This is a genomic window from Pedobacter psychrodurus (assembly GCF_032678585.1).
Lineage (GTDB): Bacteria > Bacteroidota > Bacteroidia > Sphingobacteriales > Sphingobacteriaceae > Pedobacter > Pedobacter psychrodurus_A.
Genome location: NZ_JAVTSN010000060.1, coordinates 1 through 19,963, shown reverse-complemented (window position 1 = coordinate 19,963; position 19,963 = coordinate 1). Strand labels below are relative to the sequence as shown.

General features: G+C 40.7%; 19 protein-coding genes. 12 read left to right on the top strand and 7 right to left on the bottom strand.

From position 1 onward, the window contains the following. Window positions 1–55 precede the first annotated feature (55 nt). The 4 genes from R2S57_RS26985 to R2S57_RS26970 all read left to right on the top strand — a co-directional run bounded on the left by R2S57_RS26985 (window position 56) and on the right by R2S57_RS26970 (window position 2,773). A complete protein-coding gene (locus R2S57_RS26985; RefSeq protein ID WP_316848027.1) occupies window positions 56–703 on the top strand; it encodes an NAD-dependent epimerase/dehydratase family protein in 648 nt (215 codons plus the stop codon). A gap of 224 nt (window positions 704–927) precedes the next feature. Beyond that, window positions 928–1,971 (top strand): MBL fold metallo-hydrolase, encoded by a 1,044-nt coding sequence (locus R2S57_RS26980; RefSeq protein ID WP_316848026.1) that lies wholly within the window; start codon window positions 928–930, stop codon window positions 1,969–1,971. 10 nt (window positions 1,972–1,981) lie between these two features. After that, window positions 1,982–2,614, top strand: coding sequence for a helix-turn-helix transcriptional regulator (locus R2S57_RS26975; RefSeq protein WP_316848025.1), 633 nt, complete (start codon window positions 1,982–1,984; stop codon window positions 2,612–2,614). Beyond that, window positions 2,615–2,773 (top strand): helix-turn-helix domain-containing protein, encoded by a 159-nt coding sequence (locus R2S57_RS26970; protein WP_316848044.1) that lies wholly within the window; start codon window positions 2,615–2,617, stop codon window positions 2,771–2,773. It abuts the gene before it with no gap. A gap of 5 nt (window positions 2,774–2,778) precedes the next feature. Here R2S57_RS26970 and R2S57_RS26965 read toward each other — a convergent pair whose 3' ends face one another. The 4 genes from R2S57_RS26965 to nudK form a co-directional block, all read right to left on the bottom strand. After that, window positions 2,779–3,807, bottom strand: coding sequence for a quinone-dependent dihydroorotate dehydrogenase (locus R2S57_RS26965; protein WP_316848024.1), 1,029 nt, complete (start codon window positions 3,805–3,807; stop codon window positions 2,779–2,781). 479 nt (window positions 3,808–4,286) lie between these two features. Then, window positions 4,287–4,937, bottom strand: coding sequence for an NAD(P)-dependent oxidoreductase (locus R2S57_RS26960; protein WP_316848023.1), 651 nt, complete (start codon window positions 4,935–4,937; stop codon window positions 4,287–4,289). A gap of 77 nt (window positions 4,938–5,014) precedes the next feature. After that, entirely contained in the window at window positions 5,015–5,425 is a 411-nt protein-coding gene (locus R2S57_RS26955) for an Rrf2 family transcriptional regulator (protein WP_316848022.1), read from the bottom strand. 89 nt (window positions 5,426–5,514) lie between these two features. Further along, entirely contained in the window at window positions 5,515–6,105 is a 591-nt protein-coding gene (gene nudK, locus R2S57_RS26950; protein WP_316848021.1) for a GDP-mannose pyrophosphatase NudK, read from the bottom strand. Between the two features lie 196 nt (window positions 6,106–6,301). On the opposite strand from nudK, the gene R2S57_RS26945 reads away from it, so the two are divergent. The 6 genes from R2S57_RS26945 to R2S57_RS26920 all read left to right on the top strand — a co-directional run bounded on the left by R2S57_RS26945 (window position 6,302) and on the right by R2S57_RS26920 (window position 14,421). Continuing rightward, the gene (locus R2S57_RS26945; RefSeq protein ID WP_316848020.1) at window positions 6,302–8,209 is read left to right on the top strand and encodes an ABC-F family ATP-binding cassette domain-containing protein; all 1,908 of its coding nucleotides are present in this window, start codon (window positions 6,302–6,304) and stop codon (window positions 8,207–8,209) included. A 334-nt stretch (window positions 8,210–8,543) separates the two neighbouring features. Next, complete coding sequence (locus R2S57_RS26940) at window positions 8,544–9,821, top strand: DUF5103 domain-containing protein (protein ID WP_316848019.1); 1,278 nt, start codon at window positions 8,544–8,546, stop codon at window positions 9,819–9,821. Between the two features lie 326 nt (window positions 9,822–10,147). Continuing rightward, window positions 10,148–11,113, top strand: coding sequence for a formylglycine-generating enzyme family protein (locus R2S57_RS26935; RefSeq protein WP_316848018.1), 966 nt, complete (start codon window positions 10,148–10,150; stop codon window positions 11,111–11,113). Window positions 11,114–11,143: 30 nt separating this feature from the next. Beyond that, on the top strand, window positions 11,144–12,463 hold the full coding sequence (locus R2S57_RS26930; protein ID WP_316848017.1) for a Gfo/Idh/MocA family oxidoreductase: 1,320 nt from the start codon (window positions 11,144–11,146) through the stop codon (window positions 12,461–12,463). 10 nt (window positions 12,464–12,473) lie between these two features. After that, window positions 12,474–13,469, top strand: a complete 996-nt coding sequence (locus tag R2S57_RS26925; protein WP_316848016.1) for an FAD:protein FMN transferase — start codon at window positions 12,474–12,476, stop codon at window positions 13,467–13,469. Window positions 13,470–13,494: 25 nt separating this feature from the next. Beyond that, window positions 13,495–14,421, top strand: coding sequence for a hydroxypyruvate isomerase family protein (locus R2S57_RS26920; protein WP_316848015.1), 927 nt, complete (start codon window positions 13,495–13,497; stop codon window positions 14,419–14,421). 459 nt (window positions 14,422–14,880) lie between these two features. On the opposite strand, the gene R2S57_RS26915 is transcribed toward R2S57_RS26920, so the two are convergent. The 3 genes from R2S57_RS26915 to R2S57_RS26905 form a co-directional block, all read right to left on the bottom strand. Next, on the bottom strand, window positions 14,881–16,368 hold the full coding sequence (locus R2S57_RS26915; protein WP_316848014.1) for an alpha-amylase: 1,488 nt from the start codon (window positions 16,366–16,368) through the stop codon (window positions 14,881–14,883). A gap of 49 nt (window positions 16,369–16,417) precedes the next feature. Further along, window positions 16,418–16,702 carry a hypothetical protein gene (locus R2S57_RS26910; RefSeq protein WP_316848013.1) on the bottom strand — a complete coding sequence of 95 codons (285 nt, stop codon included), beginning with the start codon at window positions 16,700–16,702 and terminating at the stop codon, window positions 16,418–16,420. Window positions 16,703–16,881: 179 nt separating this feature from the next. After that, the gene (locus tag R2S57_RS26905; RefSeq protein ID WP_316848012.1) at window positions 16,882–17,856 is read right to left on the bottom strand and encodes a hypothetical protein; all 975 of its coding nucleotides are present in this window, start codon (window positions 17,854–17,856) and stop codon (window positions 16,882–16,884) included. Window positions 17,857–18,149: 293 nt separating this feature from the next. Between R2S57_RS26905 and R2S57_RS26900 the strand changes: the two genes are divergently transcribed. Continuing rightward, window positions 18,150–18,671 carry an acyl-CoA thioesterase gene (locus tag R2S57_RS26900; protein ID WP_316848011.1) on the top strand — a complete coding sequence of 174 codons (522 nt, stop codon included), beginning with the start codon at window positions 18,150–18,152 and terminating at the stop codon, window positions 18,669–18,671. A gap of 70 nt (window positions 18,672–18,741) precedes the next feature. Then, window positions 18,742–19,914, top strand: a complete 1,173-nt coding sequence (locus tag R2S57_RS26895) for a sodium:proton antiporter (protein ID WP_316848010.1) — start codon at window positions 18,742–18,744, stop codon at window positions 19,912–19,914. Window positions 19,915–19,963: the final 49 nt, after the last annotated feature.

Sequence of the window (19,963 nt, the reverse complement as noted above, 5' to 3'; positions counted from 1 at the left end):
ATAAGCCGTAATTGTATACAAATACAGTTGATTAAGCATTATAAAAAAGATTGAAATGAAAGTAATCATTACAGGGGCCACCGGTATGGTAGGCGAAGGTGTTTTGTTCGAATGTTTAGAAAACCAAATGGTAAAAGAAATATTGATGGTTAACCGCAGGCATTATGATCTGGAACACCCTAAACTAAAGGAATTACTAATCAGCGATTTCACAAAACTCGAAGGACTCGAAAGTAAGTTATCTCATTATGATGCCTGTTTTTATTGTGCCGGAATCAGCTCAGTGGGCATGAATGAGGAAAAATACAATTACATCACCTACGAAACCACAATGGCTTTCGCCGGGCAATTGGCAAAACTAAATCCCGATATGGTTTTCAATTTTGTTTCGGGTTCACATACCGATAGCACCGAAAAAGGAAAAATCATGTGGGCACGGATAAAAGGAAAAACTGAAAATGCGCTAATGAAACTCCCTTTCAAAGCACAATATAATTTCCGACCTGGATTTATGAAACCCTTTGAAGGACAAAAAAACGTAAAAACATTGTTCTGGCCAATCATATGGATTTTCCCAATCCTATTACCCAAAATATCGTTAACGCTTAAACAGGTAGGGCAAGCCATGATTAATGCAGTACAAATGGCTTATCCGAAACAGGTGCTTGAAATCGCAGACATTAAAATATTGGCTGCAAAATAACTAAACTACCATTGGCTGAAAATCCACAACCACAGATTCGCAGATTATATTTAATCTGCGAATCTGTGGCAAAAAAATAAAAGTAGTGCGCTAAAAGAGCTAGTTTAAATTAACGAATAAGAACAATGAAACCAAAAATGCGCCGATTCTTAAAAATACTGAGGAATTCTTTTCTTTCTATACTTGGCTTGATATTACTTTTGGCGATCATCACGTTTTTTTACATGAAACAGCCGCAATTTGGTGCTTTACCTTCTGGAGAACGACTGGCCAGGATCGAAAAATCTCCCCACTACAAAAACGGAGAATTCCATAACCTGATCGAAAAACCAACCATTGCTGAAGGATACAGCATTGCTGGCGAAATTTACGCCACCCTCTTTAAGAACAATCCCAGAACAAGTCCGGTTGACAGCATTCCTTCCATTAAAACCAATCTGTTCAACATACCCTTAGATTCCAATGTCCTAGTGTGGTTTGGCCATTCTTCTTGTTTCATCCAACTGGATGGTAAAACGTTTTTAATCGATCCGGTATTTAGCGAACGGGCATCGCCATTACCCTGGGGTCCGAAAGCCTACAAAGGAAGCAACATCTATAGCGCTGCAGATATCCCGCCTATCGATTATCTGATCATCTCCCACGACCATTATGATCACCTGGATTATCCAACGGTTGTGGCCTTAAAAGAGAAAATCAAACATGTAATCTGCGGCTTGGGCGTTGGCGCACATTTCGAATACTGGGGTTATCCAAAGGAAAAAATTATCGAAAAAGATTGGGACGAGCAGGTTAATATTGCCCGCAACTACACCGTTTACACTGCCCCTACCCATCATGAATCTGGTCGCGGCTTACGCAGCTCCAAATCACTTTGGATGTCGTATGTGATCCAGTCGCCATCCATGAAAATATATTATAGCGGAGATGGAGGTTATGATGACCATTATCTCGAGGCAGGCAAAAAATATGGTCCTATTGATTTAGCCATTATTGAAAACGGACAGTATGATAAAGCCTGGCGTTCGGTGCACAACTTACCCGAAGATGTATTACAGGCCGCAAAAGATTTAAAAGCGAAACGTATTTTACCTGTCCATTCCTCAAAATTTACCCTGGGCAAACACCCCTGGGACGAACCTTTGATCAAAATTTCAGCACTCACTAAGGCTAACCATATCCCTTTACTTACACCTATGATCGGGGAAATTGTGTATCTTGATCAGCAAAAACAGCCATTCAAACAGTGGTGGCTAGGAATTAAATAAAAGCGGCGAAATGTTCACTAAGGTAGAAAAAATCACATCCTGTTATATTGGCCCGGCCATTTCGCCAGAGCAATTTGTTGCGGAACATTTGTTCTTGTACCTGATTAAAGGAAAGATAGAAGGGTATGATGGCAATAAACATTATAGCCTAAACCTGGGGGAATGCTGCATCATCAGAAAAAATCATTTAGCAAGATATAGCAAACAAAGAGAGGAAAATGAATTTGAAAAGGTTGTGGTTATTTTTGATGAAGCCTTTCTGAAAAAATTTCAGGATAAGTACAACATAAAACTGACCGGATATAGTGCTGATGATGTATTTTTAAGACCTAAAAAAGATGAACTTATCCCAAATTTCTTAAAATCGCTTGGCCCCTATTATCAGGGCGAAGGCAAGATAGATGAAAACTATTCGGACATTAAAAGGGAAGAACTGCTCACGATCCTCTTGAGCAACAATCCCGAATATGCCGATATATTTTTTGATTTTGGGATCCCCGGAAAAATAGATCTCGAAGCGTTTATGAACAAAAATTATAAATTCAATGTGAGTAATGAACGATTGGCCTTTTTAACGGGAAGAAGCAGATCTGCTTTTAAAAGGGATTTTAAAAAGATATTTAACGATACACCGAGCCATTGACTGATCCAGAAACGCCTGCGCGAAGCACATTTTCTGATCGAGAACAAAAAGCAGAAAGCCTCAGAAATCTACCTTGATCTTGGTTTTGAAGATTTATCGCACTTTTCCTTTGCCTTTAAAAACAGGTTTGGATACAATGCTTCGAGTTTATCGGTTTAAAAAGCTTAAACCAGCTCCTTACAAATACTTTTGATCAATCCCGGGCCTTCATAAATAAAACCAGTATACAATTGAACCAGACAGGCACCAGCATCTAATTTTTCTTTGGCATCTTTAGCTGAGTGGATTCCACCAACACCAATAATCGGGAAAGCTTTGTTCGATTTTTCTGTTAGATAACGGATAACTTCCGTAGAACGTTCTTTAACAGGTTTACCGCTCAAGCCTCCGGTTTCGGCAGCTAAATCTTTCTCTGTGGTCAGATTTTCTCTACTGATGGTTGTATTGGTCGCAATAATACCGGCGATTTTGGTTTCTGCAACAATTTCGATGATATCATCCAATTGTGCATCGGTTAAATCAGGTGCAATTTTTAATAAAATCGGACGGGAAATATCGTTTTTACGGTTACGCTGCTGTAAGGTATTGAGGATCTTTTTTAAGGGTTCTTTTTCCTGCAGCTCACGTAAGCCCGGGGTATTGGGAGAACTTACATTCACTACAAAATAATCAACTACATCAAAAAGACGATCGAAACATTTGATGTAATCACTCACCGCATCTTCATTTGGGGTAGCCTTGTTTTTACCGATGTTTCCACCGACCACAATATCGGGATGTTTATCTTTTAGCAAACGTAAACGTTCTGCCATTACATCCACACCCTTATTATTGAAACCCATGCGGTTAATCAATGCTTCATCGTTGGGCAAGCGGAACATACGCGGTTTATCGTTGCCAGGTTGAGGCATTGGGGTCACTGTACCTACCTCAATAAATCCGAAACCTAAATTACTCAGCGACTCCACATATTCGCCATTTTTATCAAATCCGGCAGCCAAACCCACTGGGTTTCTAAATTTTATTCCAAAAACCTCGCGTTCCAGACCTTTAATATGAACATCAAAACTGCTACGGATAATGGTTTTACCCAAGGGAAACTTGTCATTAAACCATTTTAACCGCTTTACTACAAAATAATGTACGTTTTCAGGGTCAAATTTGAAGAATAGTGGTTTAATTAAGCGATACATGGCACGAAGATAAGAACTTAATGTAAATTACCGAAAAAAGGTTCATTCGTTCAATAGTCATTAGTTCATTAGCCTGAACGCCAAATCCAATCCTGAGTACAGTGTAGGTTCATAGTTGATGGTCAATGGTTTTATAGCCATGGTCGATAAGCAACCGGGCCATTAACTATTAGACTATGAACCATCAACTCTAGGCAATCGCCATCCACCAGTGAACCAATGTTCAATAGCCATTAGTCTGAACGCCAAATCCAATCCTGAGTACAGCGTTGGTTCATAGTTGATGGTCAATGGTTTTATAGCCATGGTCGATAAACAACCGGGCCATTAACTATTAGACTATGAACCATCAACTCTAGGCAATCGCCCATCCACCAATGAACCAATGACTAATGAACCACAAGACTTAAGCTATTTAGCGATGAACCATCAACTCTAGGCAATCGCCCATCCACCAATGAACCAATGAACCAATTCTTCTAGTACGCTGCCGTAAACTGCTCCTGGTGATGTGCCTTATTTTCCAGCTCATCTACAATTACGATTGCTAAATCTTCGACCGATAAAATAGAACGGCCTTCCTCATTAAAAACCGGAGATGTTTTGCCCAAACGGTATTTTCCTGTACGGCCAGTGGTGATGCCCTGATGCATTTCGATTGCCGGACTAAAAAACAACCAGTCTAATTCTGTTTCCTGTTTCAAGGTATTGAAATAATCTCTTACCGCTGTTGCGCCTGGTTTGTATTCGGCAGGGAAATTAGGTCCATCCACGATTTGGTGACCATCAATCTGCAAGGTACCCGCCCCACCGATAAAAATGTAACGTTTAACACCTGATGCTTTTACTGCGGCCTGTATAGCTTTAGCACCTTGTACGGTGTCGTTATATAAATTCGGGTTGGTCCATCCTGCATTAAATGCACTTACCACAGCATCACTACTTTTTAAAGCCTCAGCTAATTTTTCGGTATCCAAAACGTCTGCTGCTACTTTGCTTACTTTATCTCCGCTGTTTTCTATTTTATCAGTATCCCGCGCAATGGCGATCACTTCATTTCCACGGTTGACCAATTCATTTAAAATGGCCTTACCTACAAAACCCGATGCTCCAATTAATGCTACTTTCATGTGATTCAATTTTTAAATTTATTAATCTATTTTTTATATTGTAATATATTTTGTTACAGTTATACGCAAAAAAAAAATTATTCAAATTTCGATGCAAAGTCAGCCAGTGTCTGTTTCGACAAATTTGCGATCAAGGCATTTTCAGCATCACTGTACAACGCATCTAAATGTTGATTGATCTGTCTGCCGATCGGACATTTTGGATTTGGTTCATTTTTACTCTGTCCAAGCACATTGCTGCCTCTAACTGATTTATACACTTCGCCCAAGTTAATGTCCGCAGCGCTTTTAGCCAAAAATGAACCTCCGCCCTTGCCCTCTTTACTACCCACAAAACCATGTTTACGCAAATTCATAATCTCCTTACGTACTAAAACAGGGTTGATATTAATACTTCCCGCCAAATATTCCGAAGGCACAACACCACCTTTGGCCTCGTTTAATAAGGTTAGGATATGCAAGGAAATTGGAAACCGGCTATTGCTCATTCTGTAATTATTTTTATTACAGTACAAAGGTAAAATAATTTCTCTGCTTCCTCGGGAGTTCGCATCATTTAACTTTATTCTGACAATAATTACGTTTTTGAGACCAATGCATTTAGTTGTGCATACTGCAAAAGCATAATGGTTTTCCCATCTTTAATCTCTCCGTTAATTACCATACTTAAAGCATCGTTAAAAGGAATTTCCAGTACTTCGATATTTTCCTGCTCTTCATGATGACCGCCGCCATCACTTATTCTCACCTCTTTTGAATATTCGGCCACAAAAAAATATACAATCTCGGTTACAGAACCTGGCGACATATAAGCTTCAAAAACTTTTTTTACATCCGTAATTTTATAACCTGTTTCTTCTTCGGTTTCGCGCTTGATTGCTGTTTCAGGGTTATCTTTGTCTAGCAGACCGGCGCAGGTTTCGATGAGCATACCATCTTCATTTCCATTTAAGTAAGTAGGTAAACGAAACTGACGGGTTAGAATAACACTTTGTGTTTCTTTATTATAAAGCAAAATAGTGGCTCCATTACCCCTATCATAAGCTTCACGGCTTTGGGTTTCCCAGCTTCCGTCTTTTCTTTTGTATTCAAATGTTACCTTATTCAGTGTGTACCAGTTATCAGAAAGAATTTCTTTGGCGGTTATTTTTACGTTACTATTATTCATTAGGAGATCATGTTTTTTTCACACAAACCTATACATTTTATTTAGCGCTACCGAACGATCACCTTAAAAACAAGAGCAGCGGATGAATCATCGTCACCCTTCAGAAATGCAATATTCACAGTTAAAGTAAGCTGCTTTTCCGTATTTGACTTTCCATCTGAAAAAAGCCTTTAAATTTCGTACTTTTGCAGCCGAAATGATTTCAATAAACAATTTAACATTCCTGATTGGCTCAAGGGCTTTATACGACGACGCGAACTGGCACATTAAACCTGGCGATAGAGCTGGTTTAATTGGCGCCAACGGAACAGGAAAATCAACATTATTAAAAATAATTGTAGGCGAGTATGCACCGAGTTCGGGTACCGTTTCGATGTCGAAAGACCTGAAAATTGGCTACTTAAACCAGGATTTACTTTCTTACGACTCGCACCATAGCATTTTGCATGTGGCCATGGAGGCTTTTGAGCGCCAAAACCAGTTGCACGATGAAATTGAAGAACTGCTTAAAAAAATAGAAACCGATTATAGTGAAGAGGTTTTATTTAAATTAAGCGATAAACAGCAAGAATTTGAAGCCTTAGATGGCTACAACATCGAATATAGGGCCAACGAGATTTTAGCTGGTTTGGGTTTCAGCACTGCAGATCAACTGCGTCCGCTAAATACCTTCTCCGGAGGTTGGCGTATGCGTGTAATGCTTGCAAAAATATTATTGCAAACACCAGATATCCTATTGCTGGATGAGCCGACCAACCACATGGACTTACCCTCTATTAAATGGCTGGAAAACTATTTAATGGGTTTTGAAGGAGCAATCGTAATCGTATCCCACGATAGGTATTTCTTAGATAAAATTGTAAACCGTACGGTAGAATCGCGTAAAGGAAAACTAAACGTATATGCTGGTAACTACAGTTTCTATGTGGAAGAAAAAGCATTGCGTGGCGAGATCCAAAAAGGCGAGTTTAAAAACCAACAGGCCAAAATTAAACAGGAAGAGCGTTTAATTGAACGTTTTAAGGCCAAGGCGAGTAAAGCCAAGATGGCACAATCGCGCATGAAAGCTTTAGATAAAATGGAGCGTGTGGATGATGTGGATGATGACAACCCAACGGTAAACTTTGCGTTTAAATTCTCTAAACCATCTGGCAGACATGTGGTACGTATAGAACACGCCAATAAGAGTTATCCGAATGTCCACATTTTAGATGATGCCGAAGGTGTAATCGAAAAAGGAGATAAAATTGCCTTGATCGGTGCGAATGGTAAAGGTAAATCTACCTTATTGAGGATGATTGCAGGTGCCGAAAAATTTGATGGTTTCTGCGAAACCGGTCATAATGTAACCACTACTTTCTTTGCACAGCACCAACTGGAATCGTTGCACCTAAACAATTCCATTTTAGAAGAACTGCAGGCCTTTGCACCAAAACATTCCGACACCGAATTGCGTAGCATTTTAGGTTGTTTCTTGTTTACCGGCGATGATGTTTTCAAAAAGATCAAAGTGCTTTCAGGTGGTGAAAAATCGCGTGTGGCACTGGCAAAATCATTAACTACAGATTCGAACTTCCTGATTCTGGATGAGCCTACCAATCACTTGGATATCCAATCGGTTAATATCCTGATCCAGGCATTAGACCAGTTTGAAGGTACTTTTATTGCCGTATCCCACGATAGGTATTTCTTAGATAATGTGGCCAACAAAATCTGGTTTATCGAAGGCGAAAAGATTAAACAATATCCTGGTACGTATGCCGAATATGAAGAATGGAATAGTAAAAGGGTAATTCCCATAGCAAAACCTATTCCGGTTAAAATGCCAGAAAAACAAAAAGAAGCTCCAAAACCGGTTACACCCAATACGGCTAACCAGTTAAAAAAGCTGAACGACGAGCTGCAAAAAACGGAAAAACTGATTTCTGAATTAGAGCAAAACGTTAAAAATATCGAAACCGAACTGGCGGATGAAAATGTTTATAGCAAAGCTGATAAATTAGCCGAAGCCAACAAACGTTATCTTGCTGTGAAACAGGATTTAGATAATAGTCAAAGCAAATGGGAAACCTTAGCTGCTGAAATTATGGAGCTGGAAGGTTAGTTTTTAACTAACGATAGATATAACGCCGTTCCGATTTACATCGGGGCGGCTTTTTTGTTTTTTGTTGCCAAGGAGACACTGAGTTTTTTTGAGGTTCAATTGATTTGTTAAGAGTTGTCAACTTTCTCGCCACCTTGTTATTCAAGTTGACAACTCTCCGACCTGAAGCCACTATACCCGTAAGATGGAAACATCTGACGGCACGCAATCCTCCGTGTCTCCCTGCCCTGCCGTTCAGGCGGGCGTGGCATCATATGAAAGAGTATTCCGTGTAATCCGTAGCTAATTTCAACCTTGTGTTTTGCCACTTCCCAATAAAACTTTACTTTTAACCATGCAGAAAATATTATTTCCGGTTTTATTTTTAATCTCTACATTCGCTTTTGCGCAAAACGATACCAGGTTTAGCAACGAGAATAAAATTTATCTTCCAAATATTAAAACTGTACTTTGTTACAACAGCAATAAAGAACAAAGTTTACCGGTGATTATGCTCAATTCGTCAGAAACCTTAACTTTTTCTTTTGACGACTTGCTTGCAGGCACTAAAAATTATTGGTACACCATTGAGCATTGCACTGCAGAATGGCAACCTTCCCAAATTTCGAGCATTGACTATTTAGGGAGTTTTAACGACGACCGCATCATCAACTACCGCTATTCCTCTAACACTACCCGGAAATACACCCATTACGAAATCAGCTTACCCAATTCGCAGATCCAGCCAAAAATTGGCGGCAACTATGTATTAAAGGTTTATTTAGATAACGACAAAAACAAACCCGTTATTTCACAGCGTTTTTATATACTCGATAGTCAGGTGGCTGTAGCGGCAGAGGTGACCAACTCCTTACAGGTTGAAAACAGAAACTATAAGCAAAAAATCAATTTCACCATCAATCATGCCTTCCCCATTCCAAACCCATATCAGGATATAAAAGCCGTGGTGATGCAGAATTTTAATGCCAATACCAGTCAGATCAATACCAAACCGGCATTTGTAAGGCCAAATCAACTGGTTTACAACGACCTCAATACCAATGATTTTTGGGGCGATAACGAATTCAGAAAATTCGATACCAGAAGTTTGCGGTACAAAGCTGATAACGTTAAAGATATTTACCGTGATAAAGAATCGGTGAATGTAATGCTTTTTCAGGATGCCTCCAGGGCAGTTGGTGCATTTGCCAATCAATACGATGAAAACGGGAACTTTTTTATCCGAAATACGGATGGCCGTGATGATAAAACAGAATCTGAATACATGGGTGTTTTATTCACACTAAATGCGCCAGCGCCCAGTGCAAATGGCGATACTTATGTAATTGGCCGCTTTAACAATTATACCATGAGCAATGAAAACAAATTGCTTTATGATGCCAACAGAAAACAGTTTTATGGCAATATCATGCTTAAACAGGGGCTTTACGATTATGAGTTTGCCTGGTTTAACAAGGATACCAAAATATTGGAAAGCAGGCCTTTTGAAGGCGCATTCTTCCAGACCGAAAACAGCTACCAGATTTTTGTGTATTACCGCCGCCCGGGTGCCCGCTGGGATACATTGGTGGGTTATACCAATCTGAGCAATAAGGTAACAGATAGAAGATAAGTCAACATTGCAATGTGCAAAAAACAAACCATATCAGATATATAAGCTTAAATGAACTTATATTCCTTATATGGTAAAAGACATTTGCATATAATGTTCTTAAACAATTAATTACAAAAAAGGATTGACTTAAAAGATCTTCACCAGACAGATCCCGAAACAAGTTCAGGATGACGACAACTTTAATTGTCAACTTGACTTTTAATATTGTATTCCTTACCTTTATTGTTACATTAATTTTCTTTGATTTAAATGTGGTTATTTACTTTAGCATTTCAGTAAGCAACCAGATAACACCTAGAAATTAGTATTTCTAACCAAAAACTATGTTTAAAAAATTAATTGCCGTTGCATTAATCATCAATCCCTGCGTACAGATTTTTGCGCAAGGCACTAACAGTTCCTATACCCAATCCATCAACGGAACAAAACTAAAATTCGATATGCAGGCCATTCCTGCAGGCAAATTTAAAATGGGCAGTAAAACGGGCAAAGCCGACGAAAAGCCTGTTCATGAGGTTAACCTCGATGCTTTCTGGATCGGAAAACACGAAGTAACCTGGGATATCTTCGAGCCCTTTCTCTACCGTGATTACGAAAAAAAAGCCAGCGAAGGTGCTGTTCCGGCCGAAGTTGATGCCGTAACCAGACCCACCAAACCTTATCTCGACATGACTTTTGGTATGGGCAAAGAACATCAGCCTGCAGTAGCCATGACCCAATACAATGCCATCCAGTTTTGTAAGTGGCTGTATGTACGTACCGGTGTTTTTTACCGTTTGCCAACCGAAGCTGAATGGGAATATGCCTGTAAAGCAGGTACCGAAACCAGTTACTCTTTTGGCAACGATGCTACTAAATTGGGTGATTATGCCTGGTTCAAAGAAAACAGCGATAACAAAACACACCAGGTGGGTTTGAAAAAACCAAATCCCTGGGGATTGTTCGATATGTACGGAAATGTGAGCGAATGGACATACGACCAATACGTTGCTGATTTCTACAGCCAAAGCAAAGATAAAACAGCTGAAAACCCTGTCGCCACACCCGAAAAACTTTATCCAAATGTGGTGCGCGGCGGTTCGTACGATGAAATTCCAGGCAATTTAACCTCAACCGTTAGATTGGCTTCTGATCCATCCTGGAAACAGTTAGACCCACAGATCCCGAAAAGCAATTGGTGGTTCCCGGAAGCACCATTTGTAGGCATGCGATTGGTACGTCCTGTAAAAACACCTTCGAAAGCCGAAATAGACGCTTATTACAATAAACAACCTATAAAAGACTTTTAAAAAACCCAACCACAACAAAAAACTAAACACATGAAAAAACCAATTAACCAACAAGATCGTCGCGATTTTTTAAAGGCCACTGCCATGCTTGCAGGCGGAGCCATGTTGAGCAGTATTCCACTTACCGGCGCTTATGCTTCAGGATCAGATACGATTAAAATTGCCTTAATCGGCTGTGGCGACCGTGGTACAGGAGCGGCATTTCAGGCCTTAAGCACCAAATTCAATATTAAACTGGTGGCTATGGCCGATGCTTTTCAGGATCGCTTAGACAGCAGTTACCAATCGTTAAGTTCCAAATTCGGAGCTAAAATAGATGTTCCGAAAGAACGCCAGTTTGTAGGTTTCGATGCCTATTTAAAAGCAATTCCTTTGGCCGATGTAGTATTATTAACCACGCCTCCAGGTTTCCGCCCGATCCATTTCGAAGAGGCCGTTAAACAGAATAAACAGATTTTCATGGAAAAACCTGTAGCTGTTGATGCGCCAGGTATCAGAAGGGTATTGGCCGCAGCTGAAGAAGCGAAAAAGAAAAAATTAAACGTTGTAGTCGGTTTACAACGCCGCTACCAAACCAACTATCGCGAAGCGATTAAACGCATTAACGATGGCGCCATTGGCGATATCATGTCGGGCCAGGTATATTGGAACAGCGGTGGTGTTTGGGTACGTCCGCGCACGGCAAACCAAACAGAAATGGAATATCAAATGAGAAACTGGTATTATTTCAACTGGTTATGCGGCGATCATATTGTTGAGCAGCACGTACACAACATTGATATTGCCAACTGGATCAAAAACGGACACCCGGTATCGGTACAGGGAACAGGCAGTCGCGCCTGGAGAACGGGTAAAGATTATGGCGAAATATATGATAACCACTCGATCGAATTAACTTACGCAGATGGTGCGGTAATCAATAGTCAGTGTCGGCACTTTGAAGGCATCAGCAACCGTGTGGACGAATCTTTCCAAGGTACAAAAGGCAAGATTTATCTTTCAGGAAGCAACCAGGCCATCATGAAAGATTACAAGGGTAAAGAATTGTATAACCACAATACAAAAGGAAACGCAAACCCTTACCAAACAGAGCACGATGAACTATTCGACGCCGTTTCTAAGGGTGAGTATAAATTTAGCAATGTAGATTATGCGGCTACCAGTACGTTTTCTTCAATCATTGGTCGTTATGCTACATATTCAGGTCAAACCATTAAATGGGATGAAGCATTAGCCTCGAATATCAGTTTAATGCCTGAGCGTTTTGCATGGGATGCCAACCCAAAATTAATGCCTGATGAGAAAGGATTATACCCTATTGCCATGCCTGGACAAGCAAAGGTGATCTAAAAATAAACGAATGCGTTGTAGATATTTGCTTTTCCTTTTACCGTTGATTTTCGCCTTCTCTTTAAAAAAAGACTTAAGGCAATACAAAATCAGTGGTTATGCACAGGGAACCGATTATGCTATAATGTACTATGCTGCTGATAGTTTAGCTACCAAGCAAGGTATCGACAGTTTATTAAATGAAATTGATTTATCGATGTCGCTTTACAAAAAGGGATCATTGATAAATCAGTTTAATTCGGCAGCAAAGGAAATCAAAACCGACCATTTTATAAACGATGTACTCAAAAGGAGTTTCGAGATCAACCAGGATACCAAAGGCATTTTCGACATTACCGTTGCTCCCCTGGTACAGGCATGGGGATTTGGACCAAAGGATGCCAAATCTGAACCAGATCCAGCTACCATTAAATCCATCCTGACCTGCGTGGGTATGCAAAACCTCAAACTCAAAAATGGACTGCTCATCAAATCAAAACCTTGCGTAACCATCGATTTAAACGGAATTGCCCAGGGTTACAGTGTCGATTTAATTGCCGCTTACCTTGAAAAAAAAGGAATTAAACAATATGTGGCCGAACTGGGTGGCGAAATCAGGATATTGGGTCCTAAACCAAATGGCGAGGCCATGAAAATTGGCATCGAAGGTCCCGATAAAGACGGTACTCCGGTAATCAGGCACATTGCTGCCATCAATACCGGAGCAATCACCACATCCGGTAATTACCGGAAATTCCACCAAAGCGGTAAGAAAAAAATCTCGCACCTGATCGATCCCAAAACAGGCTATCCGCTCGATAATGAGATGATCAGTGTTACCGTTTACGCCAACGATGCCATCACCGCTGATGGTTACGACAATGCATTGATGGCCATGCACCTTAAAGATGCCATGGCTTTTGTAGAAAAAAGAAAAAACCTTGAGGCCTATTTTGTATACCACCAAAAAGATGGCAAAGTTGCCGACACTTTAACCACAGGATTTAAAAAATTAATCACACACTAATACCGATCAGTTTAAAACCAAACCGATGAAAAGAAGTGAATTTATAAGAAACAGCTTGCTCACTGCTGGTGCAATTACCACAGGAGCCGGAATAACCAATACTTTTGCCGCCGAAAAACAAAACATGACATTAAGCGATAAAACTTTCAATCTGGATTATGCACCGCACCAGGGCATGTTCGAAAACCACGCGGGTAAGAGCTTTTTAGATCAGATCCAGTTTATGTACGATAAAGGCTTCCGTTCTATTGAAGATAACGGCTACCTGAACCGTTCGGTTGAAGAACAGGAAAAAATCGGGAAATTACTCGCGAAATTAGGCATGCGCATGGGCGTTTTCGTTGTAGATGGTGGCGACAACTGGAAAACCTCCTTAACCACAGGTAAAAAAGAGTTTAAAGATAAGTTTATAGAAACCTGTAAAAAATCGGTTGAAGCGGCTAAACGTTGTAATGCCAAATGGCTTACCGTTGTACCTGGCTTTTATGAAAGGAATCTACCCTATGGCAATCAGTTTGCCAATGTTATCGACGCCATGCGTGCAGGAGCCGAAATTTTCGAACCTCATGGATTGATTATGGTACTGGAAACCTTGAGCGATACACCTGAGCTTTTCCTCCAAAAAACAAACGAAACCTATGCCGTTTGTAAAGCGGTGAAAAGTCCGTCGTGCAAAATCCTTTACGACATTTACCACATGCAGCGTACAGAAGGCGATTTAATTAAAACCATCGACCGCTGTTGGGATGAAATTGCTTATATCCAGATTGGTGATAACCCGGGCAGAAAGGAACCAACAACAGGCGAAATCAATTACAAAAACCTGTTTAAACACCTGCACCAAAAAGGTTATAAAGGTGTGATGGGCATGGAACATGGCAATTCGAAAGGCGGAAAAGAAGGCGAACTGGCCGTAATTTCGGCTTATAGAGCTGAGGATAACTTTTTGTAGGCAGTAAAATATTCCGTGGTCTGTGTCCTCACAGACCACCGATATGACCTGTCATTCTGAACGCAGTGAAGACTCCCAGGCAAAAGAGCCACCAATCTCGCCATCTCACAAGCCTATTACGTTAAGTCTACTCAAAAAAGATCCTTCACTTCGTTCAGGATGACAAATCTGTATTTTGTGGCTGGTGGACTCACCAACATTGTTATGTTTTAGGCTAGGCGCGTATAAATTAACCACAGATAAAAAGGATGCACACAGATACCGAAATCCGTGTTTATCCCCGCCTGACCAGTCGGGCAGGTGTGTGTATCTGTGGTTAAAAAATTCTTAATATATACTACTCAAAAAAGATCCTTCACTGCGTTCAGGATGACAAACCCCTATCTTATGGTTAATAAAACATCAACCACTTTTAATCATAAATGATCTGTGGGGACACAGACCATGGGATTAACAACCCTACCCCACTTTCAATACCCATACCGATACACTGCCGGCATTACAATGAAACTCGGCCCAGCCATTTTCATCAATGGTAATTTCTTGTGGTCTGTAACCTAAAGCATCAACAAAAACCTTTCCGGCGAAGTGCTTGCCTATTTCCATTTCTTTAAAGCCTTCTTCACCTGTACTTAACAATACCGCAAGTCCGCTATTTTCGTGTTCCTCATCACCGGCACGCGTCCATCCTACGCAAATACCATGATCAAAATAATCGCGTTGTTCACCGTAAGCCAGGGTGGTACGTATTTTACTCATGGTTTCCACAGCCGGGATGGCCACCAATTCTACATGTACCTCCTCTCCTTCTTTATCCTTATCGTCGTAAATGCCACCATACAGATCAGGGAAAAATAAACAAGGAATCCCCTGAACACGTAACAGAATCATGGCATAAGCCAAAGGCCTGAACCAAAAATCGACATAGGATTCTAAGGCCTGTAAAGGTTGCGAATCGTGATTATCGACAAAAGTTACCGCAAGATCGGGTTTTACCTGAACCAGGGTGCCATCAAAAATGGTCCGCATATCATATTCCTCATCTTTACTGGCCAGGAAAAAATTATGGTGTAAAAGCGAATCAAAAATCTGGGTCCGCCCTCCGGTAGTCTCAATGTATTGCAATTGCCCTTGTATATCGATTACATTCCAATCTTCGGCCACAATAAAAAACTCGCGGTTAAATTTTTGGTTTAAATGATCGATCCATTCGACAATAAAATCGGGATTGATGTGTTTCACCGCATCCAACCTAAAACCATCTACTTTTGTGGTTTCTACGATCCATTCGCCCCAATATTTTAACTCTTCAATTACGGCACGGTTGCGGTAATCGATGTCATTATACATCAGGTAATCGTAATTGCCAAACTCAGTAGAAGGAACATTTTCAAAACCTTCTCCCAAATAGTTTTGGATAGAATAAATAGCCGTTTCCTGTTTGTCTTCGGCCCAATCTACCCCACTAAAACATTCATGGTCCCATATAAACTCAGAATATTTACCTTGCCGGCCCGGAAAAGTAAATTTCGTCCAGGCTTCTATTTCGAAAACATCGCTGGTAAATTCATTTCTATCCTCAGGATTTACCGTTCTGACTTTGATTTTCTCGAGTTCATCGCCACCAGCTTTATGGTTAAAAACGGCATCGGCTAACACGCCAACTCCATTATCGTGAAGGGCGTCTATCGCTTTAATGTATTCATCTTTCGAACCATGTTTGGTTACTACACTTCCTTTCTGGTCGAACTCGCCCAAATCGAACAGGTCGTAAACTGCATAACCTACATCATAGGCTGCATTGTTCGATTTATAAGCGGGTGGCAGCCAAACAGCGGTTACACCGATTTCTTTTAAATGACTCGCTTCGGCAGCTACTTTGGTCCATAAATTTTGTTCTTCGTTATAATACCAATGGAAAAATTGGATAAGCGTCTGATTTTGCATTAATTCGATTTTTGTAAGGATAACATGATAATTGTTGAATTGTTTTTGGCTAACATGGAACAATCCGGATTTTCTTTTTTCCTGAGATTTGGATGATTATTGCAGCAAAAAAGCCAATTAAAATCTGCGGTGATCTTTTTGATCTGCGGGAAACATATCTTACATTCTTTTTCCCGCTGATTTCGCCGACGCCCGCAGAAAAACGGCTTAATCTGCGGTGATCTGTTTGATCTGCGGGAAACATATCGCACATATTCTTTTTCCCGCTGATTTCGCTAATGCCCGCAGAAAAACGGGTTAATCTGCGGTGATCTGTTGGATCTGCGGGAAACATATCTTACATTCTTTTTCCCGCTGATTTCGCTAATGCCCGCAGAAAAACGGGTTAATCTGCGGTGATCTTTTTGATCTGCGGGAAACATATCGCACATATTCTTTTTCCAGCTGATTTCGCCGATGCCCGCAGAAATACGAGTTAATCTGCGGTGATCTGTTTGATCTGCGGGAAATATCTTACATTCTTTTTCCCGCTGATTTCGCCGATGCACGCAGAAATACGGTTAATCTGCGGTGATCTTTTTGATCTGCGGGAAACATATCGCACATATTCTTTTTCCCGCTGATTTCGCCGATGCACGCAGAAATACGAGTTAATCTCCGGTGATCTTTTTGATCTGCGGGAAACATATCGCACATATTCTTTTTCCCGCTGATTTCGCCGATGCCCGCAGAAATACGAGTTAATCTCCGGTGATCTTTTTGATCTGCGGGAAACATATCGCACATATTCTTTTCCCGCTGATTTCGCCGATGCACGCAGAAATACGAGTTAATCTCCGGTGATCTTTTTGATCTGCGGGAAACATATCTTACATTCTTTTTCCCGCTGATTTCGCCGATGCACGCAGAAATACGAGTTAATCTCCGGTGATCTTTTTGATCTGCGGGAAACATACCGCACATATTCTTTTCCCGCCGATTTCGCCGACGCCCGCAGAAATACGATTTAATCTGCGGTGATCTTTTTGATCTGCCGGAAACATATCTTACATTCTTTTTCCCGCTGATTTCGCCGATGCACGCAGAAAAACGGCTTAATCTGCGGTGATCTTTTTGATCTGCGGGAAACATATCGCACATATTCTTTTCTCGCCGATTTCGCCAATGCACGTAGAAATACGATTTAATCTGCGGTAATCTGTTTGATCTGCGGGAAACATATCGCACATATTCTTTTTTCCCGCTGATTTCGCCGACGCCCGCAGAAATACGATTTAATCTGCGGTGATCTGTTTGATCTGCGGGAAACATATCGCACATATTCTTTTCCCGCTGATTTCGCCGATGCACGCAGAAAAACGGCTTAATCTGCGGTGATCTTTTTGATCTGCGGGAAACATATCGCACATATTCTTTTCCGCTGATTTCGCCGATGCACGCAGAAATACGATTTAATCTGCGGTGATCTGTTTGATCTGCGGGAAACATATCGCACATATTCTTTTGCCGCTGATTTCGCCGATGCACGCAGAAATACGATTTAATCTACCGTGATCTGTTTGATCTGCGGGAAACATATCGCACATATTCTTTTCCCGCTTATTTCGCCGATGTCCGCAGAAAACAAGTTAAATCTGTTATAATCTGCTTGATTCGCGGGACAAATCTTACACATGTTTTTTCACTAATTGTCCAGATCATCCAGAAAAACATCTTTTCGATCTGCTAGAATCTACTTACAATACGATATTAACACACAATTTACTTACTTTTGCGCTCAAATGAGCCTTAAAAAGAAATTCGCTAAAGAAAGTTTTACCATCATGAACGAGCTGGTATTGCCAAATGATACCAATACGTTAAATAACCTAATGGGTGGCCGTTTGCTACACTGGATGGATATTGCCGCAGCAATTTCAGCTCAAAAACACTGTAACCGCATTGTGGTAACCGCTTCTGTAGACAATGTTTCTTTTAAACAACCGATAAAACTGGGCGATGTAATTACCATCGAAGCCAAAGTAACCCGGGCTTTTAATACCTCAGTAGAAGTGCGTTTGGATGTTTGGTCGGAAAATATCCCGAGTGGCGCACGCCAAAAAAGCAATGAAGCCTATTATACCTTTGTTGCGGTTGATCAGAGCGCACGTACCATCCCTGTACCAGAATTAATACCGGAAACACCAGAAGAAGTAGAGCTGTTTGACGGGGCTTTGCGTCGCCGCCAATTGCGACTGGTTTTAGGCGGAAAAATGAACCCTGATGATGCCAGCGAACTCAAGGCTCTTTTTTTTAAAGCATAATTTTTACATTAAATTTCTTTTTGCTTAGCCTGATTGTTTTATTTTAGCGGCTTACCCTACGCTGAAAAATATGACAACTTACACCATACTTATTATTTTAAGCGGATTAGTCATTTTCTCTTATCTGTTTGATTTAGTGGCGAGTAAAACCAAAATACCATCGGTTTTATTGTTGCTCTTATTGGGTATTGGGTTACGTTTCCTGGTTGATTACCTGAAAGTACAAACCTTCAATTTCCTCTCCATCCTGCCAACATTGGGTACCGTAGGTTTAATTTTGATTGTTTTTGAAGGCTCGCTCGAACTTAAATACGACCAGCATAAAAACAAGATTATCCGCAGTGCATTTTTATCTGCCCTAACCATTTTGTTGGGTACCATTACCGTTATTACCACCATCATCTATCAGATCACGCATCACGATCTGTATACCTGTATCGCCAATGCCATCCCTTTCAGTGTAATCAGTTCGGCCATTGCTATCCCCTCGGCCGCAGCATTAAACAATACCGACAAAGAATTTGTGATTTATGAATCCTCTTTCTCTGATATTTTAGGGATCATCATCTTTAACTTCGCCATTACCAACCATTCCATCACCACCTCGGCATTTATCGGTTTGGGGCTCAGTACATTTTTAATTATATTGTTATCGGCCATTGCCTGCGTGGTGCTGTTGTATATTATGGGCAGGTTGGTGCACCACATTAAATTCTTCCTCATTATCGCCATTCTGATACTGGTTTATGCCATCGGTCAATCCTATCACCTATCCTCACTGGTGCTGATTTTAAGTACAGGTTTATTCCTCAACAATGCCGACACCATACAGAATGTTTGGTTCAGGAGCCTCTTTTTATACAAGAATTTAAGTGCCGATCTGTCGCAACTTTATCAGCTATCGGCCGAAAGTGCCTTTATTCTCCGTACTTTTTTCTTTGTGATATTCGGTTTTACCATGAATATCGGCGAGCTGAACAACAAGATCGTACTGGCCAATGGCTTTTTTATATTGATCTCGATATACCTCATCAGGATTTTCTTCCTTAAAGTATTTAAAAAGGAAAACCTAAGTCCGATTTTATACATCGCACCCCGCGGCCTGATCAGTATTTTGCTTTATTTTAACCTGCCCGAAAGTTTAAAAATACCCGAAGTAGGTACGCCGTTTTTATTCCTGGTGGTATTGGGATCGAGTATTGTTATGACGCTGGGGATTACCTTGAGTACCAAAAAAGGTTAATTGGTTCATTGGTTCATTAGTCATTGGTTCATTGGTCATTGGTCATTGG